This is a genomic window from Croceicoccus naphthovorans, from assembly GCF_001028705.1.
GTDB lineage: Bacteria > Pseudomonadota > Alphaproteobacteria > Sphingomonadales > Sphingomonadaceae > Croceicoccus > Croceicoccus naphthovorans.
Genome location: NZ_CP011770.1, coordinates 3,029,947 through 3,053,053, shown reverse-complemented (window position 1 = coordinate 3,053,053; position 23,107 = coordinate 3,029,947). Strand labels below are relative to the sequence as shown.

General features: G+C 56.0%; 17 protein-coding genes and 3 pseudogenes. 15 read left to right on the top strand and 5 right to left on the bottom strand.

Features of this window, described 5'->3' with window-relative positions:
• Positions 1 to 28 precede the first annotated feature (28 nt).
• Both AB433_RS15125 and AB433_RS15120 read left to right on the top strand, forming a co-directional pair.
• A complete protein-coding gene (locus AB433_RS15125; protein ID WP_245626682.1) occupies positions 29 to 2,314 on the top strand; it encodes a class I SAM-dependent DNA methyltransferase in 2,286 nt (761 codons plus the stop codon).
• Positions 2,314 to 7,836, top strand: coding sequence for a DUF3320 domain-containing protein (locus AB433_RS15120; RefSeq protein ID WP_082134971.1), 5,523 nt, complete (start codon positions 2,314 to 2,316; stop codon positions 7,834 to 7,836). Before AB433_RS15125 ends, AB433_RS15120 begins: the two co-directional genes overlap by 1 nt.
• A gap of 89 nt (positions 7,837 to 7,925) precedes the next feature.
• On the opposite strand, the gene AB433_RS15115 is transcribed toward AB433_RS15120, so the two are convergent.
• Positions 7,926 to 9,295 (bottom strand): IS3 family transposase gene (locus tag AB433_RS15115; RefSeq protein ID WP_148650901.1). Its coding sequence is split into 2 segments (ribosomal slippage): positions 7,926 to 8,945 and positions 8,948 to 9,295, totalling 1,368 coding nucleotides; the frame shifts between segments, so codons are not numbered across the junction.
• A 388-nt stretch (positions 9,296 to 9,683) separates the two neighbouring features.
• On the opposite strand from AB433_RS15115, the gene AB433_RS15105 reads away from it, so the two are divergent.
• The 9 genes and pseudogenes from AB433_RS15105 (at position 9,684) to fcl (ending at position 16,981) form a co-directional block, all read left to right on the top strand.
• Positions 9,684 to 10,184: a hypothetical protein gene (locus AB433_RS15105; RefSeq protein ID WP_047822151.1), complete on the top strand. Its 501-nt coding sequence runs from the start codon at positions 9,684 to 9,686 to the stop codon at positions 10,182 to 10,184.
• A gap of 596 nt (positions 10,185 to 10,780) precedes the next feature.
• Positions 10,781 to 11,065, top strand: coding sequence for a hypothetical protein (locus AB433_RS15100; RefSeq protein WP_047822149.1), 285 nt, complete (start codon positions 10,781 to 10,783; stop codon positions 11,063 to 11,065).
• 24 nt (positions 11,066 to 11,089) lie between these two features.
• Positions 11,090 to 11,524, top strand: a complete 435-nt coding sequence (locus AB433_RS15095) for a hypothetical protein (protein WP_047822147.1) — start codon at positions 11,090 to 11,092, stop codon at positions 11,522 to 11,524.
• A 106-nt stretch (positions 11,525 to 11,630) separates the two neighbouring features.
• The gene (locus AB433_RS15090) at positions 11,631 to 11,807 is read left to right on the top strand and encodes a helix-turn-helix domain-containing protein (protein WP_082135067.1); all 177 of its coding nucleotides are present in this window, start codon (positions 11,631 to 11,633) and stop codon (positions 11,805 to 11,807) included.
• A 5-nt stretch (positions 11,808 to 11,812) separates the two neighbouring features.
• Positions 11,813 to 12,976 carry a tyrosine-type recombinase/integrase gene (locus AB433_RS15085; protein ID WP_047822143.1) on the top strand — a complete coding sequence of 388 codons (1,164 nt, stop codon included), beginning with the start codon at positions 11,813 to 11,815 and terminating at the stop codon, positions 12,974 to 12,976.
• Between the two features lie 169 nt (positions 12,977 to 13,145).
• On the top strand, positions 13,146 to 13,841 hold the full coding sequence (ctrA, locus tag AB433_RS15080; RefSeq protein WP_047822141.1) for a response regulator transcription factor CtrA: 696 nt from the start codon (positions 13,146 to 13,148) through the stop codon (positions 13,839 to 13,841).
• A gap of 261 nt (positions 13,842 to 14,102) precedes the next feature.
• A pseudogene (locus AB433_RS20135) lies at positions 14,103 to 14,641 on the top strand (IS3 family transposase); the annotation flags it as partial.
• A gap of 252 nt (positions 14,642 to 14,893) precedes the next feature.
• Positions 14,894 to 16,015: a GDP-mannose 4,6-dehydratase gene (gene gmd / locus AB433_RS15070; protein ID WP_047822139.1), complete on the top strand. Its 1,122-nt coding sequence runs from the start codon at positions 14,894 to 14,896 to the stop codon at positions 16,013 to 16,015.
• Between the two features lie 9 nt (positions 16,016 to 16,024).
• The gene (gene fcl / locus AB433_RS15065; protein WP_082134969.1) at positions 16,025 to 16,981 is read left to right on the top strand and encodes a GDP-L-fucose synthase; all 957 of its coding nucleotides are present in this window, start codon (positions 16,025 to 16,027) and stop codon (positions 16,979 to 16,981) included.
• Positions 16,982 to 17,038: 57 nt separating this feature from the next.
• Here the strand turns inward: fcl and AB433_RS21840 are convergent, their stop codons facing one another.
• The gene (locus tag AB433_RS21840) at positions 17,039 to 17,500 is read right to left on the bottom strand and encodes a PilZ domain-containing protein (RefSeq protein WP_425389124.1); all 462 of its coding nucleotides are present in this window, start codon (positions 17,498 to 17,500) and stop codon (positions 17,039 to 17,041) included.
• A gap of 336 nt (positions 17,501 to 17,836) precedes the next feature.
• On the opposite strand from AB433_RS21840, the gene AB433_RS15060 reads away from it, so the two are divergent.
• Positions 17,837 to 18,748 carry an IS1595 family transposase gene (locus AB433_RS15060; protein ID WP_047822135.1) on the top strand — a complete coding sequence of 304 codons (912 nt, stop codon included), beginning with the start codon at positions 17,837 to 17,839 and terminating at the stop codon, positions 18,746 to 18,748.
• A 71-nt stretch (positions 18,749 to 18,819) separates the two neighbouring features.
• On the opposite strand, the gene AB433_RS15055 is transcribed toward AB433_RS15060, so the two are convergent.
• From AB433_RS15055 to AB433_RS20130, 3 genes are all read right to left on the bottom strand, one after another.
• A complete protein-coding gene (locus tag AB433_RS15055) occupies positions 18,820 to 19,470 on the bottom strand; it encodes a hypothetical protein (protein WP_047822133.1) in 651 nt (216 codons plus the stop codon).
• Positions 19,458 to 19,751, bottom strand: a complete 294-nt coding sequence (locus tag AB433_RS21075) for a hypothetical protein (protein WP_047822131.1) — start codon at positions 19,749 to 19,751, stop codon at positions 19,458 to 19,460. Before AB433_RS21075 ends, AB433_RS15055 begins: the two co-directional genes overlap by 13 nt.
• Before the next feature lie 331 nt (positions 19,752 to 20,082).
• The gene (locus tag AB433_RS20130; protein WP_082134968.1) at positions 20,083 to 20,988 is read right to left on the bottom strand and encodes an IS1595 family transposase; all 906 of its coding nucleotides are present in this window, start codon (positions 20,986 to 20,988) and stop codon (positions 20,083 to 20,085) included.
• A gap of 840 nt (positions 20,989 to 21,828) precedes the next feature.
• Between AB433_RS20130 and AB433_RS15045 the strand changes: the two are divergent.
• The 3 genes and pseudogenes from AB433_RS15045 to AB433_RS21350 form a co-directional block, all read left to right on the top strand.
• Positions 21,829 to 22,518, top strand: a pseudogene (locus AB433_RS15045) (IS5 family transposase); the annotation flags it as partial.
• A gap of 62 nt (positions 22,519 to 22,580) precedes the next feature.
• The gene (locus AB433_RS21835) at positions 22,581 to 22,766 is read left to right on the top strand and encodes a transposase (RefSeq protein ID WP_375782422.1); all 186 of its coding nucleotides are present in this window, start codon (positions 22,581 to 22,583) and stop codon (positions 22,764 to 22,766) included.
• 146 nt (positions 22,767 to 22,912) lie between these two features.
• Positions 22,913 to 23,038 (top strand): annotated as a pseudogene (locus tag AB433_RS21350) (IS3 family transposase); the annotation flags it as partial.
• Positions 23,039 to 23,107: the final 69 nt, after the last annotated feature.

Genomic DNA, 23,107 nt, shown 5'->3' with positions numbered 1-23,107 from the left:
CCACTTTGTCAATCGGCTCGTCTTCTGCATGTTCGCCGAGGACGTTGGCCTGCTGCCCGACCACATGTTCACTGCCATGCTCAAGGCCAGCGTCGGGAAGCCGGATAGCTTCGCAACCAACGCAGCCATCCTGTTCGGGGCAATGAAGACCGGCGGACTGGTCGGCTTCACTAGAGTCGAATGGTTCAATGGGGGCCTATTCGATGAAGACAGCGCCTTGCCCCTCGAACGCGCCGATATCGACAACCTGATTGCCGCCGCCGCTCTGGACTGGTCGGAGATTGATCCGTCAATCCTCGGCACGTTGTTTGAGCGTGGGCTGGACCCTGACAAGCGCAGCCAGTTGGGTGCGCATTACACCGATCGCGACAAGATCATGCAGATTGTCGAGCCGGTCATCATTCGCCCGCTAATGGCGGAATGGGATGTGGTTCGGGCAAAGATCGAGGAAGCGTTGGCCAAGGCCGAAAAAGCCACTGGCGGCGCGAGGACGCGGGCAGAGACCGAGGCCAAGCGCCATCAGGCTGAGTGGCACGAACGGCTCCGAAATTTCCGCGTCCTTGATCCCGCCTGCGGATCGGGCAATTTTCTCTATCTCTCTTTGCTGGCGCTCAAGGATATCGAGCATCGCACGAACCTTGAGGCCGAAGCGCTCTCACCGGCGCTTGCTGCACGCTTTCCCTCAAGCGGGCCGGAAAACGTCATGGGAATTGAAATCAATCCCTACGCTGCAGAACTAGCACGAGTCTCGGTCTGGATTGGAGAAATCCAGTGGATGCGCCGCAATGGGTTTGAGGCCGCCAAAAACCCGATCCTTCGCAGCCTTGGGAACATCGAGTGCAGAGATGCGATCTTGGCACCCGATGGGGCGGAAACACAATGGCCGGATGCAAATGCAATTGTCGGCAATCCACCTTTCCTAGGCGCAAAGCTTATGAAGCGTCTGCTGGGCGTGAAAGAGACGGAAGAAATTCGGGCTGCATTTGAAGGGCGATTGCCCGGTTTCACCGACCTTGCCTGTTACTGGTTTGAGAAGGCGAGAGAGAAAATTTCCGAAGGGCGCTGTGAGCGAGCGGGCTTGGTTGCCACGAACTCCATCCGAAAGAATACGAACCTTCCAGTCATGAAGCGCATTCTAAATGACTCGCGGATTTTCGAGGCGTGGAGCGAAGAGAAATGGACCATCGATGGCGCGGCAGTCGACGTATCGCTCGTTTGTTTTGGTGACAGTGGGCAGGCAGCCTATCTCAACGGCCAGGAGGTCGATTCAATCAACCCGGATTTGACCACTGGACTAAATCTAACATTGGCGCGTGCGGTACCCGAGAACAGGAATGGTGCCTATCTTGGGATCCAGAAGAGTGGTCCTTTCGACGTTCCGGGAGGGATGGCGAGAGTATGGTTGGCTGAGCCTACAAACCCCAATGGTTTGCCTAACAGCGAGATATTGAAGCCATACTGGAACGGAGATGATGTAACCGGGCGTCCAAGGGATTTTTGGCTCATCGATCTACCGCTCGGCCTTAGCGAAGCAGACGCATCCGCATTCGCGAGCCCGTTCGAACACATCCGAACAACCAATGACGAGGACGGAAAGACAATTGCAGAGCTTCGCGCGGAGCTTGGCGATCGGGCGGGCCCACGATGGTGGGAACCCCATTGGCCACGTCCAGAAATGCGGGCAAAGATCCATGCGGTTGATCGATATCTCGTCACGCCAGAAACTGCTCAGTATCGGATCTTCGTATGGCTCCAACTGCCGATACTGCCAGACAAGAACTTGATCGTAATCCCGCGTGATGACGATACGACCTTTGGTATTTTGCAGTGCCGGTTCCATGAGCTCTGGGCGCTGCGGAAGGGTTCTGACCTCCAAGACCGTCCAAGGTATACTCATACCTCGGTATTCGCGACATTCCCTTTCCCGGTAGGACTTACGCCCGATGTCCCGACCGCCGATTATGCCGATGATCCGCGAGCGCAAGCCATCGCAACAGCCGCGTCCCGGCTCAATGAAATGCGCGAGAACTGGCTCAATCCGCCAGACTTGGTCGAGCGCGTCCCCGAAGTGGTTGAAGGCTATCCCGACCGCATCCTGCCAAAGGACGAGGCCGCCGCGAGAGAGCTGAAGAAGCGCACCCTCACCAACCTCTACAATGCCCGCCCCGCATGGCTGGACCACGCCCACCGCGCGCTCGATGAAGCGGTTGCCGAAGCCTACGGCTGGGGCGACGACTACCGCGCCGGTTTGCTGACCGACGACGAGATTCTGGCGCGCCTGTTCCGGCTCAATCAGGAAAGGGCGAACGGCTGATGCACGCTCCAGTCGCACCCGAAATCAATCGCCTGATTGACCTGATCGACTACGTCGAAGCCACCGAGCGCGACAAGCTGAAGACCGTGCTGGATTATCAGGACCACAAGGCCTTCCGGAAAACCGGCGCTGAGCTTCAAGGGTTGCCCGGCGTCGCGCTCGACGTGGGCCGTGATGACGATCCGATATGGTTGCGTGTCGACCGGTTGCCAAAGAAGGCGCCGCCAGCCCCGGAGGACGCTGAGCTATCGGTCTGGTTGACCTATCGCGACGATCCAAAAAGCGAGCCGCGACTAAAGAGCGAAGTCGCAGGAGCCGTCCTTGTTGAGGCTGGCTTGATCGCGGCCGAAGATGCTCCCGAGCATGTTTCGTTCGAGCACTTTGCCGAGCGCGAGGAGGTCGAACTCCTTTTCGAGTATTGGCTGAAAAATGCCTGGGCGAGTTGGGTCGAGACCGAGACGCCTCGCCGCGCGACAATCGCGCTCTATAATGCGCTGTTCATGCTGCGCCAGCAACTCGAAGGCGTTAGCGATATCCCGCTTGAGCTTACGTGCGGCATCGGCTTCGCTACGCTGTTTCGTGACGGCAAGCGATTGCGGTACCCCTTGCTGACTGTAGCGCAGGAAATCAGCCTGAATGAGTTGACCCATGCAATTGAGGTGAGGCCTCGCATGGAAGCCGATCCTGGCCTCGAACTGGATGCTCTGGACAAGATGGGGCTGGGTGCGCTCGATCAATGGCGCTCTGCCACCGAGAAGTTTCTTGACGAACTGGAGGAAGAGAGCCTGTCTCCATTCGCCTCGGAGACGTCTGCGCCGCCGCTTCGCCAAGCCGCTGCCTTGCTCGACCCTGACGCTGTGTACCTTCCCGATCAGGATCCACCGCAGTCCGGGATCATCCCTTCGGTCGAACCACAGTTCCGCATTGGCGATGCCTTTGCATTCTTCCAGCGAGAGCGTCGTGCCACGCAGTTGATGGAAGATTTGCGCCGGTTCCGCTCACTTCTTGAAGACGGGGAAGAGGCGCCGGAGCTGCCGAGCGCAGTGGCCTCCCTGCTTGTTGAGCCCGCCGATGCGGTGAGCGAAGAGGAATACCCCGAGTTTCGCGGCATCTCCAGCATTCCCGGTGTAACGACCTCGACAGGTGAAGGGAAGGATCTGTTCTTTCCTTTGCCTTTCAACCGAGAACAGGTCGAAGTGGTGCAGCGCCTGGAAGTGCGCCCTGGTGTAGTTGTTCAAGGGCCGCCGGGGACTGGCAAGACACACACCATTGCAAATATCATTAGCCACTACCTTGCCCTCGGTAAGCGCGTCCTGGTCACATCGCAAAAGGCGCCCGCACTGAAGGTTTTGCGAGACAAACTACCGGAAGCGGTGCGTCCGCTCGCGGTGAGCCTGCTCGAAAGCGATCGGGACGGTCTCAAACAGTTTCAGGAATCCGTCGATATCATCGCCGAAAAGCTCCAACGCCTGCGGCGCCACGAGTTGCAGGACGAGATCGATGATCTCGACGAGCAGATTGACAGGCTGCACCGGCAACTGGCGCTGATCGATACAGAGGTCGACAAGATTGGTCGCGCGGCAATTTCGCCAATCACGCTGGATGGCGACACTTACGAACCAATTCGCGCCGCCCGGCTGGTCGCAGCCTCGCCGGAACTAACAGCTTGGATGCCGGATGATCTCGATGTGTCTTCATCCTGCGATCCAGCGTTTTCCGATTCCGACATCGCCGAACTCAGGACGGCTCGGAGGGTCGTAGGCGACGACCTCGTCTATATAAACGCGCGTCTTCCGGACCTTGAACGCCTTCCCACAGTTGAAGCGCTCCTAAATGCGCACAAGGATCTGTCGAAAGCTGAGCAGATCCGGGAAAGGATTAGCAGGGGTGAACTTCCGGCTTTGCGCGAAGATCGAGACGACACTGTTTCGCGTCTGCGGGACCTCACGGCCAAATTGAAGTCGCTGTCTGCCGAAGAGCAACGGGTGGCAGGAGCGCCCTATCCTTGGACCAATGAGTTGCTTCAATGCATTGGAGAGGCCGAGCCAGACAACCGACTGAGTGCCTTCGAAAGCTTACGTGAAGAGGCTTTACGGCTCGGCACCGAGTATCAATATTTCCTGACCAGGCCGGTATTCGTACCGGAGGAGGCGCTGATCGATCCCAAGTTCCTTGCTGCCATCGAAAGGAAGGCCGACGGCAAACCTGCATTGGGTCTTGTTAGCGGGATTTTCGCGGCAAAACTCAAAGCTCAATTGGGTGAAGTCACCGTGCTCGGTGAGCATGCCTCAGGTGCCGAAGCATGGAGCGACGTGCAGCGATTTGTGGCTGCACGAGCCTCAGTTCGGCGTTTTCAGGCGGCTTGGAACAACGTGGTGGCCGGCGGAATTGGCGATCAGCTAGAGGGGCAAGAGTTAGGCTTGGCGCAACTCGCAAGGCGCCAGTTCGATCACATAGACGCTGCCAATGCATTGATCGCAAGCCGCCAAGAAATCCGGTCTATCGTCGATGCCATTTTTGTCTCGTTTTCAGCCCTGCGGGATGGAGATCAGCAAGCAATCAGCCATCTGCTCGATGCCGTTGACGCACACCTCTTACGATATCGATTGGCCGACGCTGAGAGCTTGCGCACTTCGCTCCGTTCAGAGTTGGATTCTTGTGAATACGAAGTCAGCACGGAGCTTCGAGCCCTAGCGGTAACGCGTTTGGGAAGCCCGGAAGTCTCAATCGATACCCTTTCTGAAGCGTGGACCTCTCTCATAACGCGCCTGCGAGAGATCGAAGCGAAATGCGACGCTTTTGAAAAGATTGCTGCGGTGACAGATCTCATCGAGATGTCTGGCGCCCGACGATGGGCGCGGCGTCTAAGGTCAAATCCGGTCAATGGTGTCGAAGATGAGCTCTTGCCTGGCGATTGGGAGAACCGGTGGCGTCTCCGCCGCTTAGAGCGCTGGCTGGATGCCAACGACAAGCATCATCGGCTCAGGGAACTTGGCTATGATCGCAATGAGAAGGAGACACTGCTCAAGCGAGCATACGAACGTTCGATAGAGCTGCGCACATGGCTTGAGCTTAGCAAGAAGGCTAGCGACGGGGTCAAGGCGGCACTCGCCGCTTATGCCGATGCCGTTCGAAGGATCGGGCGGGGCACCGGGAAACGTGCAGGCCGATACCGACGCCAAGCACGTGAGGCATCTGATCGCGCAAAAGGTGCTTTGCCATGCTGGATCATGCCGCACTACCGGGTTTCAGAATCGCTTCCCGCAGACTTGGGGCTGTTCGATCTCGTTATTGTTGACGAAGCATCTCAGTCGACGGTGGCGGCACTGCCAGCTCTTCTCCGAGCCAAGACCATCCTCATTGTTGGCGACGATAAGCAGGTGAGTCCCGACCTTGTAGGGCGCGATCAAGCGAGAGCGGATGAACTAGCGGTTCGACATCTTTCAGGGCAAGTTCCTGACTACCGTGCTTCTCTTCGCGAAGAGCAATCGTTGTATGATCTGGGTAAGGTTGTTTTCGCCGGTGGGGCGATCATGCTCACCGAACATTTCCGTTGTGTCGCGCCCATCATCGAATTTTCTAAGGCGCAGTTCTACAATCACCGCCTGAACCCGCTTCGGCTACCCACTGCCTCGGAACGGCTTGATCCTCCGCTAATCGACGTTCGGATCGAGGACGGCTATCGTCAGGGAGACATAAATCCTCCTGAAGCAGCCTACATCGTCGAAGAGATCGAGAGAATCACGTCCGATCCTATGATGGCAAAGAGGACGATCGGCGTAACAACCCTGTTAGGTCAAAAACAGGCAGCTCACATTTATAGCCTCATTGAGCAAAAACTGGGACCTGAGGTGATTGAGCAGCATCACCTCCGCGTTGGTGACCCAACCGCATTCCAAGGCGATGAACGAGACATCATGTTCATTTCCCTTGTGGCACAGACTGGCGACAGCGCGTTGTCCGGAGTGCGATTTGAGCAACGCTTCAATGTCGCCCTCTCGAGGGCATGTGACCGGACCTATCTGGTGCGCTCAATTGATGTGGAGGCCTTGCGCCATTCCGATCAGCTAAGGCGCGCGCTGCTGGATCATTTCCGTATGCCGTTTCCCTCTGATGGTCAGGAGGCCAAGGATCGGCGAGAAAAATGTGAGTCCGATTTTGAGCGCGAGATGTATGATTTGTTGGTCGAGAGAGGGTACAGGGTCGACACCCAAGTCAAGGTAGGGGACTTTAGGATCGACCTCGTCGTCGAGGGCGAGAATGACCGGCGTGTCGCCATTGAATGCGACGGCGATAGATATCACGGCCCTGATCGCTGGGCCGCCGACATGAACCGGCAGCGTATTTTGGAAAGAGCTGGTTGGACGGTCTGGAGATGCTTCGCATCTCGTTTCGTCAGGGACCAAGGACAAGTCCTGGAGGAACTGGTCGGATTCTTATCCGAGCGTGGCATTCAGCCAGTTGGCGGTTTCGACGAGTGGACAAGTCGACATGTTGAGCAACGTACCTGGCGTACTACTGACGCAGCTGGAGGTGACGACGCAGAGCAAACTTTCGCGCCTGATGAAACCGCTGACACTAGTGACGGTAACCAGGCCACCACGAATGATGAAGCTGCTCAGCATTCGCCTGCTGAGGACGAGGATCGCAACTCGACCAGGGTCACTGAAGGCCAAGTTCAGGCGGAGATTTTGCAGTTGATGTCGGATGGACAGGTCTGGAGCAACGCCCAGCTGAAGCGGACGTTGCCTGACCACCTTCCACTGTCACCTGCAGACCGCGAAACTGCTGCATTCAGGCCGCACGAAGAGAAATGGGAGGAGCTTGTTAATAACGCACTTTCTCCATCGCGCGGCAACTCGCTCCATTCGCGCGGGTTGGTGGAAAGCCGAGGAAGGGGGCTTCACCAGCTTGCCACCTCGCCTGGTCAAGATGAGCCGCAGACCTCGAATGATCGGTCCATGGAATCGCCTGGAGCGGTTTATCGTTTGCCCCTTCACGAGGTGGGGCAAGAGTACCAGTTTTCCGAGTTGTCAGTGCCCGAAGGCGATGGCGATCAGATTTATGAAGATGGCTATCAACGACGGCTGGAATCAATCGTCGGGGAAGTCATCGAACTCGAAGGACCTGTCTACCTAGACTTAGTTGTCGAGCGGGTCGCCCGCGCGCACGGGAAGCAAAAGGCGGGAAGGATAATTCAGGAGAGGGTCGTTGCTGCGGTACCAGCCGAATGCCGACGGTCGCACGATGGGGATCGCCTTGTCCTTTTTTCCAAGCATTCGAGCCCGGAGACCATCGTACCCCTAAGGCCCTCAAGATCCGACTGGAGATCGCACCGGGATATCCCATTGATTGAGTTGGCGAGTTTGGCGCTACCCGAAATCCGTTCGAAGAAATCAGACGAAGATATTCTCGCGCATTTCTCCAAAGCGTTCAAATTGGCTCGGCTCCGACAGCCGACGAGGCTCAGATTCGAAGAGGCAATTGCGATTGCGAGATCGGCAGTAGAGGCTGAGGTATGATTGTTTCAGGCATACTGTTCGTCGTCAGAACATTCGGCACAACTCGCGGCGTAGATTAGCGGAGTGCGGGCCTCGTCTGGGGGTTGATGTTAGGCGGCGAGCTTGCGGTGCTGCAAGCGCCGATATTCGATGGTCTGTCGCTTGATCCTTTCTCGTCGTTCGATGATGGCCGGGGCCCTGCCGAAGTAGGCGTCGGCGGGCGTCACGTTATTTAGGCTCTCGTGATAGCGCTGGTGATTGTAATGTTCGACGAAGGCCTCGATCTGGGCTTCGAGGTCGCCGGGCAGGAAGTAGTTCTCCAGCAGGATGCGGTTTTTCAGGGTCTGGTGCCAGCGCTCGATCTTGCCCTGGGTTTGCGGGTGCATGGGAGCGCCGCGGACATGGCTCATTTTGTTGGCCTCGATATATTCGGCCAGTTCGCCGGCGATGTAGCTGGGGCCGTTATCGCTGAGCAGCCGGGGCTTGTGCAGCACCGTGGCGCTGTCACAGCCGGAAGCCGCCAAGGCGAGGTCCAGCGTTTCGGTTACATCCTCGGCACGCATGTTGGTGCACAACTTCCAGGCAATGATATAGCGCGAGAAGTCGTCGAGCACGGTCGAGAGGTACATCCAGCCCCACCCGATGATCTTGAAGTAGGTGAAGTCGGTCTGCCACATCTCGTTCGGGCGGGTAGTCTTGGTGTGGAACTGATCGGCGGCCTTTATCACGACATAGGCCGGACTGGTGATCAGATCGTGCGCCTTGAGCAGGCGGTAAACCGTGGATTCCGATACGAAGTAGCGCTTCTCGTCGGTGAAGCGCACCGCCAGTTCGCGGGGGCTGAGATTGGTCGCGTCGGCTTCCAGCGCCATTTCGATGATCTGGTTCTGGATGTCGTCACCGATGCGGTTCCACACGCGGCTCGGCGCCGATGGCCGATCCTGTAACGCTTCCGGCCCGCCCCCAAGATAACGGTCATACCAACGGTAGAACGTCCGGCGGGCGATGCCGAGCTTGTCCAGCGTGCGTTTGGCGGGCAGGTGCGACTGCTCGACGATCCGGATGATCTCGAGCTTTTCGGATGCGGGATACCTCATTCGTCGTCGCCCCCATCCGCGATCATGCTTTTTTTCAGCAGACGGTTTTCGAGTGTCAGGTCGGCCACGCATTCCTTCAGGGCACGCGCTTCGCGGCGCAGATCCTGCACCTCGCCGGTGGTCGCGGCACGGGCAGTGTCGCCCGCCAGGCGGCGCTTGCCCGCTTCCATGAACTCCTTCGACCAGGTGTAGTACAGGCTTTGCGCGATGCCTTCCTTGCGGCACAGCTCGGCAATGCTGTCCTCGCCGCGAAGGCCTTCAAGCACGATGCGGATCTTGTCCTCGGCAGAGAAGTGCCGCCGGGTCTGCCGCCGGATATCCTTCACCACCTGCTCCGCAGGGGCCTTCGACGGCGATTTTGAATAGGAGGATTTGGGCTTCATCTTCGTTCCTTCGTCACTACGACGAAGCCCAAATCCTCCTTAAATCACAACCTCAAATCTGTGCCATTGGTGCTGACGGCGGACAACCTATTCCGCATAAAGGATGCGCCGACGCTGCTTTCGAGTCTGGTGGTACCTTAGCGGGCATTCTAGAGCATATGCAGTTGACGCCTATCCGCTAAGCCAAATCTCGCGTGCTCAATTTCGCCAACGCGATCTCGGTTCCCGCCCGAAGGCAACGTCGGAGGCTGTTCAGTCAGGTTCCTGCCCGGTTGCTTGAGCCTTCGTCTGTAAATGGCCAAGACGCATCGGTCTTCAGATGTGAACGTCTCTGCATCCAATGACCTGACTTTGGTGCAGAAATGGTATCTTCAACCGGGGCTTGGTTATGAAATTTGACGTCGGACTGCTCAACTCTGGTGTTGATGCGGATCGCAAGCTGCGGTTGGTGAGGCGTGGCGGCTGGCTGCATCCTTCATTCCCCGATGAATTGAGACGGGAACTAGCCGTTCTGATTGCTACCCCTGGTCTTTCGGATACATGGCTGATCCACAACCTGGGTGCTCACAACCAACAATTCTACAAGGCGCGACTTGCGCTGCCTGATACCAACGAACTGCGTGATGAGGTCGCCCAGAACTGGATGAGCATTTCTCGACCAGATGCCGTTGCGTTGGCAAACATGCGGCCCGGCAAGCAGTCCCCGATTCCGCTGGTGAGCCAGTTTCGCATTCTGGATGACATCAAATCTGGCGATACGATCAGGAGCTTGGCCAAGGAGTACTGGACTAGTGAGCATACCATCAGGCTGATTGGCAAGCACTGCCTGTCCAGGCGCAGAGCATGGGAGCGGCCATTGCCACGGGGTTTTGAGCTGCTGATAGCCTGAGTGTCTAAAACATGACTCTGGAACACGACGTCACCTAACTTGCCTATATATAAAAAAAAGTTCTCTCTAGTCATGTTTTATCTTATCTAAACGTGGTGATCTCTCTCTCTCTCTCTAAAACATTATTAAGGAGTATTTTTTTCTTGATATAGGGGAGGGAGTTCCGTGCGGAACTCCGTAGTCATGTTTTAGAGTTCGACGCATCTTTCCAACACCAAATGGCCCAATCTAAAAGCTGGTCCACATCCTGAGCCCGACGCGGGAAGGGAGCCGGCTTCAAAAAAGGTTGGGAAGCGGGCGACCTCAGATCTTCACCTACCGGCCAACCATGCCTTCTCGATGGCGCGTGATGCAGCTTGATCTTACCTAACCAGACCGGAAATTTCGCGCGCAGTCGTGAGCCCGCTGGATTGCCTCCGGTGAACACGGACCTATTTCTCTATAGCTTGGCTAGAGAAACTTTTCCGGCCCGCAGCCCTTGCGCGGAATCTCGAGGATTCCTAATTCGAGATTTCCCGAGAGGGAGCAAGCGGACCGACCGCGGGCGGCAACCCACGACCGGTCCTGACCACGAATGACTTTACAGGAGTCGATCCATGGCTGTTGAGCCGAGTAACACCGCGTCCGCGGTATGGCACCACCTCGTCGCGCTGCGCGACGAAATCATCCACACTCTCGAAACTGAACCGCGCGAGCCTGCCACTGAGCAAAGGCTGGCGGCGATCGAGCAGCAAATTCTCGAGACCGATGCACCATCGCTCGGCGAGGTCGCGTTCAAGCTGGGTTTGCTTTGGGGCGAGCCCTTGAACGGCGACGATCCGCAGGGCCGGGCGCAAGCTTCGATCCTCCGCGATGTCCGCGCTTTCGCGACGTCACGCTGACCCTCCAACCAAATTGAGAGATGAATGATGCTGCCATCCTACTATGTGGAGGAGGCCTGCGCGCGCCTGCGTAGCGGCCTCAGCGACCAGCAATGGTCGAAAATACTACCCGTCCTCGGTATCGCCCTGGACGACAGCGAGCCGGATTACGCAGATCTGGCCAGTAGCCAGGACGTCGATCCTGAGAATGTGCGTCGTGGCTGGGTCTTACTTCCAGCGATGCTGACCTTGTTCGACCTGCGCACGGACCTGACCCTTCGCTACGTCTACGTCGGTGAATTCGAATCGGACGACGGGCCAGAATTTGGCTCAGTCTCCCGGTTGGAGATGCTCGTCTGGCCCGATCAGGCGGGGCCGCCGCGCTGGCAGACATGCGACATCGGTATCCTTGATCGTGCCATGCTGGCGGAAATCGACGAACGCGTTCTCGATCAGGAACGGCGGAAATCGAATCTCTAGCATGACTGCGGTGTTCGCAATTGCTGCGCGGCTGAATCGATAACCCTAATTGGGAGCCCTCTTCAAAGAGGGGGCTCCCCGCTCCTTCATCAACAAGGAGCTGAACGTGGAACCGCTAGCATACGCCGTAAAGGATGCCGCCCGCACTCTCGGGATCGGCACTACCAAGTTTTATGAACTGATGAACGACGGGACCATCCCGAGCTTCAAGATCGGGAAGCGGACGCTGATCCGTCACGCAGACCTCGTCGCCTTCATCGATGACCAATCGAAAGCTGCCTGACTGCCATGGCAAGATCGATCAACAAACTGAACGCGATTACAGCCCGCAACCTCACCAAGCCGGGATTGCACGCTGACGGTCGCGGGCTCTATCTCAATGTCGAGAAGAGCGGCGCCAAATCCTGGCGCTACATCTTCAAACATGCGCGGCGCCGGCGCGAACTCGGCCTGGGATCATATCCGACCGTCTCTCTGGCGGAAGCCAGAAGTCGTGCCGAGGAACTGAACCAGCGCCGTAGCGAAGGCGAATGTCCGACGTCCTACCGCGTTGTTGAAACCGATGATACCGAGCAACCGACAACATTCGGCGAGTTCGCCACTGACTATGTCGACCTCCAGAAGGCCGGTTGGAAAAACCTGAAGCACCGCCAGCAGTGGCGCAACTCTCTGGAAACCTACTGTGGGCCGATCTGGGATAAGTCGATAAGCGACGTCGATCTGGAAGACCTGCAAACGATCCTGCGTCCGATCTGGCTCGACAAGCACGAGACGGCTTCAAGGGTTCGTGGCCGGATCGAACGCGTCCTGGATGCGGCGCGACTGAAGGGACTTCGGACCGGCGAAAACCCGGCGGCATGGCGCGGCAATCTTGCCTTGCTGCTACCAAAGGTGCGCAAGGGGCCGAAACGGCACCAGCCATCAATGCCATACCAGGACGCTCCCGAATTCATATCGCGCCTGCGGTCAAATGACGGCCTCGCCTCTCGCGCCCTCGAGTTGACGATCCATACCGCCACGCGCACATCCGAGGTTCTCCATGCGAGATGGGATGAGTTCGATCTCGATGTTGCTGTGTGGACCATCCCGGCTGAGCGCATGAAAGCCGGTAGGGCGCATCGCGTACCATTGAGTGAGCAGGTTATCGCACTGATCGAGGCACTGCCGCGTCAGAATGCTTATTTATTCCCCGGCGCAAAACCGGACAAGCCACTCTCGAACATGAGCATGCTGCAGGTTTTGCGGCGAATGGGGCTTGGTCGGTACACGGTTCATGGGTTCAGATCATCGTTCCGGGACTGGGCAGCCGACGTTGCTGAAGTCCCTCGCGAAATTGCCGAGGCAGCGTTGGCCCATCAGGTCGGCAGCGAGGTCGAGCGGGCCTATCGGCGTGGAGATGCCCTAGAGCAGCGTCGAGATCTGATGCGGAAATGGAGCAAATTTGTAGTTTAGCACTGCTGCCGATCTATCGTGGAGCGAATGTCCGTCACTTTACAATACTGGATAGCATTCCTCGCAAATTACGGAAAATGTGGCGACCCAAACTTTACTTGGCGTTAACCATTTCTCGTTACCTCTCGTTTGATTTTGAAAAGATCGAATTCCGAGCGGGGCTAGTGATATGCGCATCCTTTTAGTCGAAGATGAACCGACGACGGCCAAGGCGATTGAGCTTATGCTCACGACCGAAGGCTTTAACGTGTACCAGACCGATCTTGGCGAAGAAGGTCTCGATCTGGGCAAGCTTTACGACTACGACATCATCCTTCTCGACCTGAACCTGCCCGACATGCACGGGTACGACGTGTTGAAGAAGCTGCGCGTCGCCAAGGTGCAGGCGCCGGTCCTGATCCTTTCGGGCAATTCGGAATTGGATTCGAAAGTGCGTTCTTTCAGTTTCGGTGCCGACGACTATGTGACCAAGCCGTTCCACAAGGACGAACTGGTCGCCCGCATCCACGCCGTGGTCCGCCGTTCGAAGGGCCACTCGCAATCGGTGATCCGCACCGGCAAGCTTTCGGTCAACCTCGACACCAAGACGGTCGAAGTCGACGGTGCCCGCGTGCACCTGACCGGCAAGGAATACGCGATGCTGGAACTGCTCAGCCTGCGCAAGGGCACGACGCTGACCAAGGAAATGTTTCTCAACCACCTGTACAACGGGATGGACGAACCGGAGCTGAAGATCATCGACGTCTTCATCTGCAAGCTGCGCAAGAAGGTCGCGCTGGCCTGTGGCGGCGACAACTATATCGAAACCGTATGGGGCCGCGGCTATGCGCTGCGCGATCCGCAGGAGCTTTCGGAAGCGGCGTGATGGGGCGTCAGTGACTGCAACAGTCTTTACAGCGCAGTCCATGTCAGAACTCAAAGGCAGGTTGACAGATATTTTCCGGGGGTCTCGGATTGCATGAGGCTCTCCGGTAGGTTGCGGGACTCTTCCTCAGCCGCGCAATGCCATCATAGCAAACAGGGCTGCGCCTCCAAGCAATGTCGCTATCACGATGTCGGACGCGACTGATTGGCCCGACTGCTTGCGACTATCCGGCAATCTGTACCGGTTATGCGGAGCGTTGGTGTCGCAGCGGACTGGCTCGATGGCGATTTCGTCGCAGATACGCCCAACCGCAAGTGGGCTGGCGATATCACCTATGTGTGGACGCAGGAAGGCTGGCTCTACCTTGCCGTCATCCTCGATCTGCATAGCCGTCGTGTCGTGGGATGGGCAGTCAGCGATCGGATGAAGAAGGATCTGGCGATCCGGGCGCTGGACATGGCGGTGCGGCTCCGCAATCCGCCGCCAGACAGGCCCCGCCAGACTGCCTTTTCCATTCCGATCGCGGCAGCCAGTATTGTTCTTACGACTACCAGAAGAAACTACAGGCCTACGGCCTGCGACCGTCGATGAGCGGAAAGGGCAACTGCTACGACAACTCCGCCGTCGAGACGTTCTTCAAATCGCTGAAGGCGGAACTGATCTGGCGTCAGAGCTGGCCAACAAGACGTCAGGCTGAGGCTGCCATCTTCCAGTACATCAATGGGGTTCTACAACACCCGTCGACGTCATTCATATCTGGGCGGCATCAGCCCCTCGCGTTCGAAGCCAAGGTGGCATAGTGAGATAGGTGACCGGCGCAAAACCGTTACATTTCCAGCCTGCCCATTTCAAGGCAATGGACAATATTGGTCCTCATTTGTTTGCGGCCTCAATGCACCTATTGGCATCAATGATTTTTTGCGAGATTCTTGAGCAATTTCGTAGATCGCTCCAAAGCCACCTGTGCAAGGGTATTGGCGGATTTGTAAAGCTAGAGCTAAGGAACATCTAAAAGCACGCCTTCTTAAACTAACCTTCAGAAAGAGCAGTGGATGTCGAAACGCGCCCTTATCACCGGAATAACGGGACAGGATGGTTCCTACCTTGCGGAGTTTCTACTCGGCAAAGGTTACGAGGTGCATGGGATCAAGCGGCGGGCCTCATCGTTCAACACCCAAAGGATCGACCACATCTATCAAGATCCTCATGACCCTGATCCCAATCTAACACTTCACTACGGGGATCTCTCCGACACCTCCAACCTGACGCGCATCGTCCAGGAAGTTCGCCCCGATGAGGTCTATAACCTTGGTGCACAAAGCCACGTTGCGGTAAGTTTCGAGGCCCCTGAATATACCGCCGATGTCGATGCAATTGGCACGCTCCGTCTGCTGGACGCGATCCGCTTTCTTGGCCTTGAGAAGAAAACCCGCTTTTATCAGGCGTCAACCTCGGAACTTTATGGTCTCGTCCAGGAAACGCCACAACGCGAGACCACGCCCTTCCATCCCCGGTCACCCTACGCGGTCGCGAAACTTTATGCCTACTGGATCACGGTCAACTATCGTGAGGCCTATGGTCTCTATGCCTGTAATGGCATCCTCTTCAACCACGAGAGCGCACGCCGTGGCGAGACATTTGTAACGCGCAAGATTACGCGCGGCCTCGCCAATATCAGTCAGGGACTAGAGGACTGCCTGTTTATGGGCAATCTCGATTCGCTCCGAGATTGGGGCCATGCCAAAGACTATATCCGGATGCAGTGGCTTATGCTCCAACAGGAAAAGCCAGAAGACTTTGTTATCGCTACCGGCCAGCAATACTCGGTAAGAGATTTTATTACCTGGACAGCGCAGGAATTAGGCATTTCCTTGCGCTTTGAAGGTACGGGCACGCAGGAAATCGGGGTCGTCGAGGCCATAACGGGCAACGTAACGACATCGGTTAAACCAGGCGACGTGCTGGTGCGTGTCGATCCGCGCTATTTTCGGCCAGCGGAGGTCGAGACCTTGCTTGGTGACCCGGCGAAAGCCAAGGAGGTGCTTGGCTGGGTGCCCGAAATTTCGGCGCGGGAAATGTGCGCGGAAATGGTCGCTGCCGATCTCGACACCGCACGTCGACATGCTCTTTTGAAGGCGCACGGCTTCGATGCGCCCGTGGCACAGGAAAACTGAGGTGCCGCTGTGAGGATCTATGTCGCAGGACATCGGGGCATGGTGGGATCCGCCATCGTCCGTCGGCTTGCAACAACCGGCGTCGCTCCGCTCGTGCGCAGTCATGCCGAGCTCGATCTGACCGATCAGGCGGCTGTCCACCAGTTCATGCAGATCGAGAAGCCTGATGCCGTCATCCTCGCTGCCGCTAAAGTCGGTGGGATCCACGCAAACAACACATACCCTGCCGAGTTCCTATACGAAAACCTCATGATCGAGAGCAATGTCATCCATCAGGCATTCGTGGCCGGTGTCAAACGGCTTCTTTTTCTAGGATCTTCATGCATTTATCCTCGCGCGGTGCCCCAACCGATGGCGGAAAGCGCCCTTCTAACGGGAACGCTCGAACCGACGAACGAACCGTATGCAATTGCCAAGATTGCCGGGATCAAATTGTGTGAGAGCTACAATCGTCAATACGGTACAGACTTTCGCAGCGTCATGCCGACCAACCTCTACGGCCCCGGCGACAACTTCCATCCTGAAAACTCGCACGTTCTCCCGGCCCTTCTGCGGCGCTTCCACGAGGCCGCCGAAAATGATCTAGAGGAAGTGGTTATCTGGGGGACTGGATCGCCAAGGCGCGAGTTTCTTCACGTTGACGACATGGCTGAAGCGTCGTTGTTTTTAATCGATCTAGACGAGAAAATCTATCGCGGGAGCACCCAACCGATGCTGAGTCATATCAACGTTGGCACAGGCCGAGATGTTTCCATTGCAGAACTGGCCCAGACCATCGCGCGGGCGACCGGGTTCAAGGGACGCATTGCTTTCGATGTCAGCAAGCTCGATGGGACTCCGCGGAAGCTAATGGATGTTTCGCGCCTCTCGAATATGGGTTGGCAAGCCCGCATTCCGCTTGAAGATGGTATTGCCCAAACATATGAGTGGTTTCTGGCAAATCGAAATGCCCTGCGAAATCAATAGTCAATTGGCATTAAGCAACACGGAATAATGATCCATCCACATGAGCGCCGTACGGCGTCAGCCGACTAGTACAATGCCCAACATCACGCAGAGCACAAATAGCATTACAGCCGCGCCTCGCATATCAATTGGCACCAATCTAGAGCCCGAATCCTGAACCCTGTCATCACCGCTCTGCGGCTCCGATTCTGATCGGATTGATCCATGCGCGAATTGGGAGCGTAACAGCATCGAAGCTATCGCTGCTTGGCTAATAGGTTGAAAAAAACGACAACCAGTCGCCCCTCCTTCTGATCGGACTGCTTCCGCAGCGCACCAACCGTCTTCGGGGATGGAAAACTCAATTATCGTACCTACTCGGAGGCCTCTGGTCCCAGAGAGCAAGATTCCGTTTTCTGAAACATTCCCGATCTCAAATGCGCGACTCTCTCCATTCACCCGCGCAGAGAGAGAAAAGGCAACATTTCGGCGGTCTTCGCTACGCCCGGAATTGCTTCTTAGTTTTAGCGCAGCGCTCATCATCAGGTCCGTTCGAATTATTTGTCAGTGAATAGTGCACAACCCTCCGATAACCCTGATTGGCCGGTTTATGCAGAGGGCAAGCTAAAGGTAAGATGGAATTTCCTTATAAATCACTAAGAGCTTCTCTTTGAATGAGCATCAATTATAAATCTCAGTAAAGATAACGCCTTCGGATTTTTGCGATGCTCGGGCGTCACCTCGGCCGAGTATCGTATAATGTGAGAATCTTGCGATGCTCTTGCCGTTTGCCAAATTAAATTTGTCTATGTTGCATGGGTAGTTTGGGGGTGTATCCCCTTGCCATACGTAACTCGGTGTGGCATACAATGAGGCATGACAACGAAGCCCCTCACCACCGCGCAGTTCTTTCGCAAGTTTCCTGATGACGAAACCTGCCTCCAGCATCTGTTCGACGTTCGCTTTGGCGAAGGCTTCACTTGCCCCAAGTGCGAGCGCCCTTCGAAGTGGTTTCGCATCAAGGCAGAGCGCGCCTATTCGTGCCAGTGGTGCGGCCATCACCTGCACCCGACTGTGGGCACCCCGTTCGAAAAGACGCGCACTCCGCTGCAATTGTGGTTCTACGCGATCCACCTGTTCACGACCACGCGCCACGGCGTGAGCGGCAAGGAACTCCAGCGCCAGCTTGGCGTGACCTACAAGACTGCATGGCGCATGGCTTCGCTGATCCGCGATCACATGGCGGACGTTGACGGTGACCACCCCATCGGTGGCGCTGGCACGAATGTCGAAATTGACGAAACGCTCATGGGCGGCGTCAAGAAGGGCAAGCACAACCGTGGCAGTGCCGCCAAGACCGTTGTATTGGGCGCTCTGGAGTGCGGCGGCGATGTGGTGGCCCAAGTGGTGCCGAACCAGCGCCGCGCCACTCTGGTGCCGTTTGTGACCGCCAACGTGGAAGCGGGTGGCAACGTCCACACCGACGAACTGCGCAGCTACTCGAACCTTGCCGATCACGGCTATCGCCACGCTCGCGTAAACCACGGCGCAGAAGAATATGCCTATTACGATTACCGCCTTGCCGAGACGGTTTCAGTCAATGGGATTGAGAATTTCTGGCGGCATCTGAAATGCTCGATCAACGGCACCCACACCAGCGTGAGCGCCAAGCACCTGAACCGCTACGTCAAAGAATTCGAGTATCGCTTCAATCGTCGGAACCGTCCGGAGACGATGCTTCTGGAACTTCTTTCGACGTTCCGGCCATTGCCTTCACAGTCCGATTGAAGGCGTCCAGATCTCCAATATCGCCTTCGTGTTCGGCGATGAACTGGTCGATTTTGCCACTCTCTATGGCTTCACGAAGGGTTATCATCACTATCCTCGAACGGAAGTTGTAACGGCTCAACGCGGTTTACCAGAACCTCCATAACCTTCAAAACCGTGAAGCGCTCGGAGATCAATTCGTTGTCGAAGCCGTAGTTATATTCGATCTGGACCTCGCATCGGAGCGCGTCACCGGGGCGAACATCCTCTTGACGGTTCTGGAACCGCCCAAGCCAGCCCAAATCCTCTATACGCGCATAGATGTTTCGCTTTCCGTGCCGCAACTCCCACTGACTGCTCCCAAGGTAGTCGGGCTTCTTGACCGGCAGGATCATTTCGGCAGGCGGAACCTCAATTGACCGCGCCACGGCGAGCGCCTCAATATCGTCTATGTTGAGGGTCACTGTCAGATCGAAAGGAATGCTGCCATCGTCGGAAAGCAGGCGCGCCTTGTCGCCCGGCAGCAGGCTGTCTTTAACCCCCTGGAACCCCTTAACCGCATCAATCAGCGCGCCGGGTGACGGTGGCGTGTAGTCCGGCAAATGACGCACATCTGTATCCTGTGCGATCTGCTGCAATTCACGGCGCAAATCAGGCAAACTGCGGGGCGCGCTGTCATCATCAATCCAGCGAATGACTGCATACTTGGCTCGAACCAGATATTTGCCGATTACGGCTTCCAATCCAATGTCTTGAGCGCGTCATCCTCTGTCGCAGACAGCGCATTTCGCAGCCACGTTTTGATCGAACCGGACTCGATGTCTTCGAGGACAAGAATCGTTTCGATGCTGGAATCAATCGACCGGACAAGCTCATCGTCCAGTGCTTCGCAGACCTTAATGAAATCACGGGTCGCCGTGAACACACGTGAAGCCGGACCCACACCGCGCTGAAAATCAATCTCGAACCCAAAATCCGCCTTAGGCGAACGCGGTTCCTTGTCGGTGAGTGTCATCGTAGCCATCGCGCCCCCTGTCTATGACCACGACTTCTAACACATCCTGAATCACTGATTCACGTATGCTAAGGGGATACACCCCGAATTTTTAGGTCCGCCAAAGTGGCAGAATTGTCATCGCCTCAATCTTGAAGATCTCCATCAGCATAGGAGCGGTACAGCGGTCGCGAGGCATAAGAAAAATACCGAGCAGATAGAGTGGCGTGTTGATAAGAACTGATGTTCGATCAGCCAGATGACAATGATTGCAATACTAAACTCACATTCGGTTCAAAAATTTTGGTATTAATCGGACATAGATCGAAATATGGTATTCTACTTCATTAATCTACACCATTTAACCCTTGCGGTATCTTTTTCCAGAAAATGGTAGCGGTGGTGGATGCTTTGATATCAGGTCCCAAAACATATCTGCCGGCTTTTTTCTGAATGTGTGCCGAAACTCGCACTCCTTTATATATTTTTCGAGATGGTCCATGCTCACATGAAGGTGTATTCCCCGGATTGAGCGCTTCAAGGTCGTCCAGTAGGTATCCAGATGTCGCGTGTGAGCGCCTTCTTCACTGACCCACTGGCCGATTTTATGGTTACATTTTATGTGTTCAAAGCCGATTTCCGAAAGATGATCATAGGCACGCCAACCGTCGGAATTGATAATTGTGCCAGGTCTTATCCGCGCGCGGATTATTGGCTCGAGTGTTGCCCGATTCCGTTTCGGAACGATCATCGTCGAAACTCTCTTCCGATCTGAGATACCGAAGATAATTGCGCGACATGAACCCTTTCCGCCTCGACGGATGCCTCTGATTAGGGTTTCATCTATCTCCACATGTTCGCCCGCACCGCCAAAAATGGGAGTGCCGCAATGCCAAGCCATGTGTGAGCGAATTTTGTTTGCCAGCCTCCAAGATGTTTCATGACTAAAGCCAAAGTGCCTGGCGATGAAGGCATTCGAAATCCCGGTACGAGTATGAGTGAAAACCAGCATGGCTCGAAACCAAGTTCTCAGTGGATGATTACTATAGGAGAATACCGTTCCGGAACGCCCGGAAATTTGACAACCGCATCTTGAGCATGCAAAGCGCTTGTATTTATTTAAATACCACGGACCTTCTTTATCACATTTAGGGCAGGCATAGTTTTGCCCAAATCGTGAATTGAATAGGTGTGACACACAACTATCTTCGTTTGGAAATAAACCCTCGAAGTCAAAAATACTCAATGACTTTTGTGTAATTGGCATATATCATAATCTTCATAAAATACATTTCTATGCTACTGTGTCAATTCAATAAATGCAAAAAAACCGGCAATGCAAGAGCCTATGTATAGCATCAATATCAATATATGCTCACGGTATATGTCTTTATCGCCTAACTTCATTTTCAATTCCGTATTTTCATTGTGGAATCCAAAAGTCCTATCGGGAGACCGCGCCGCTCTTGAGGCGGTGAAGTGCCGGATAGATATGGGGTCGCTGAATAGACGAATTCGGTCCAAGGGGACATGATGAAAGTTTCCCCTTATACACTCTGGTAATCGGCCCTTTTAACCCGCACCAATTGGATCGTCCAGTGACATGGCAAGAGTTCCGGCGACTTGATCCGGTAACATTCTCTGGACTGCCTGGGATTGGAGTTTCCTGGCCATTGTCACGGTGAAGGGCTGGGCGAGCCACCGGGATTAACCAGTGTGATCGAGGGCTCGTTGCCTATAGCACCATGCGGCCGATGGCCGTGACCAGACCGACGATGCGATTCGTGGAGATACGGGCCACTGATCAGATCAATCTGCAAGCCTTGCATCGTGTTCCGGACTGGATGCTCCCATGAAGAACTAGACCGATCAATCAGATGCGGGTGATCTGCCTAGAGTATGGCATCGCGATCCATCATGGTGCTGGCAAATTCATAGTCCAGATGCCTCTTGTTCTGGCCGACGCAGAGAACGAGATCGAGGCCCTCGATGCGCAAGATCCTGACAGAGCAATTCGACGAAATGGCTAGGAGACCTGTGCGCGGGTGGGCCTAGACAGAGGCGTTGATTGCTGATTCTATAGACTTTCCCAGCAGGAGAGCGGCAGGTGGCACGGCGTTCGATCGGACAGGAGAAGTTTGGTTTTGCCGGGCGCAAGCGTGCGGCTTCCTCGCTCGATGCGCTGGTATCGCTGGTTGACTGGAACCAGGTCGCGGAGCTGCTTGATCCGCTCTATCCGGCTGCAAAGGGCGAGCCATCCTGGCCGCCGCTGGCGATGTTCAGAGCTCTGCTTCTGTCGATCTGGTACGACCTGTCCGATGTGAAGCTGGCCGAGGCGCTCGACGATCGAGCCTCGTTTCGCCGCTTCTGCGAGTTTTCCGCGAATGAAGCGACGCCCGAGCGGACTGCCTTCGTCAGATTTCGCAGGCTGCTCGTTGCGCACAAACTTGACCGGGCCCTGTTTGAAACCGCGACCATACAGCTCAAATCAAAGGCGGTGTCGGTCAAGACCGGAACACTGGTCGATGCCACCATCATCGCGTCCGCCAGCGAAGGCGATGACGATGCCCGCTGGGTAAAACACAAGGGGAAGCGGGCTGTTCACGGCTTCAAGGCCCACGTTGGCGCCGATGCGGACACGGCGGTGGTCGAGGAAATCTCGGACACATCTGACAATGTCAATGACGGCAAGGCAGGTCCTGGAGCTTTGCCCGACAATCCCGGCGAGGTGTTTGCCGACAGTGCCTATCGTGGCGATCACTTTCGCGATGCCGTGCGGGCCAAGGGCGGCATTCCCCGCATTGTCGCTACCGGCATGTGGGGCCGCGACGAAGCCGATACGCTGCGCAAGCTCTATGAATGGAACCAACCGATCCATCGCGCGTGCCGGGCCGGATCGAGAAGATCTTCGGAACATGGAAGCGATGCTACGGCCTCAGGCGATTGCGATGGCGAGGTCTCGCCAAAGCCGCCGCCCAAGTCCACCTCACCGCCATCGCCTACAACCTCAAACGCACCATGAATATTCTCGCCGCAGCGGCATGAAAATTACCATTTCCATGCCCAACGGCGTGGCTGGCTCAGGAACCAGCACTGAATAGGCCGAAAATTAAACAACCTTCAGCACTCTACGCCCACCCGCGCACAGGTCTCCTAGGCCCACATCCGCGAGCTGCAAGATGCATGTCCGCTATCCGATGACTATACGGATCGAGCATCGTTCCAGTCTTATCAGCCGCAACCTGGATCTGTGGGCATACCCGAACGACGTGACACTCTACTTCCATCGCCCGGACAAACCCACCGACAACTTCTATTAATCAGCGGTCGTGCTCTTGCAAAACGGGGACGCAGCCATGCCGCGCCCCCGCCTTTCTGTAAGCGAT

Excerpts from the sequence above, each read along its gene's own strand:
- AB433_RS15060 (WP_047822135.1), top strand. The coding sequence starts at position 17,837 with ATGACAACGAAGCCCCTCACCACCGCGCAGTTCTTTCGCAAGTTTCCT.
- AB433_RS15105 (WP_047822151.1), top strand. The coding sequence starts at position 9,684 with ATGAAATTTGACGTCGGACTGCTCAACTCTGGTGTTGATGCGGATCGC.
- AB433_RS15100 (WP_047822149.1), top strand. The coding sequence starts at position 10,781 with ATGGCTGTTGAGCCGAGTAACACCGCGTCCGCGGTATGGCACCACCTC.
- AB433_RS15095 (WP_047822147.1), top strand. The coding sequence starts at position 11,090 with ATGATGCTGCCATCCTACTATGTGGAGGAGGCCTGCGCGCGCCTGCGT.
- AB433_RS21840 (WP_425389124.1), bottom strand. The coding sequence starts at position 17,500 with ATGAGCGCTGCGCTAAAACTAAGAAGCAATTCCGGGCGTAGCGAAGAC.
- AB433_RS21835 (WP_375782422.1), top strand. The coding sequence starts at position 22,581 with ATGGAACCAACCGATCCATCGCGCGTGCCGGGCCGGATCGAGAAGATC.
- ctrA (WP_047822141.1), top strand. The coding sequence starts at position 13,146 with ATGCGCATCCTTTTAGTCGAAGATGAACCGACGACGGCCAAGGCGATT.
- AB433_RS21075 (WP_047822131.1), bottom strand. The coding sequence starts at position 19,751 with ATGGCTACGATGACACTCACCGACAAGGAACCGCGTTCGCCTAAGGCG.
- gmd (WP_047822139.1), top strand. The coding sequence starts at position 14,894 with ATGTCGAAACGCGCCCTTATCACCGGAATAACGGGACAGGATGGTTCC.
- AB433_RS15125 (WP_245626682.1), top strand. The coding sequence starts at position 29 with ATGTTCGCCGAGGACGTTGGCCTGCTGCCCGACCACATGTTCACTGCC.
- AB433_RS15085 (WP_047822143.1), top strand. The coding sequence starts at position 11,813 with ATGGCAAGATCGATCAACAAACTGAACGCGATTACAGCCCGCAACCTC.
- AB433_RS20130 (WP_082134968.1), bottom strand. The coding sequence starts at position 20,988 with ATGCCAATTACACAAAAGTCATTGAGTATTTTTGACTTCGAGGGTTTA.
- AB433_RS15120 (WP_082134971.1), top strand. The coding sequence starts at position 2,314 with ATGCACGCTCCAGTCGCACCCGAAATCAATCGCCTGATTGACCTGATC.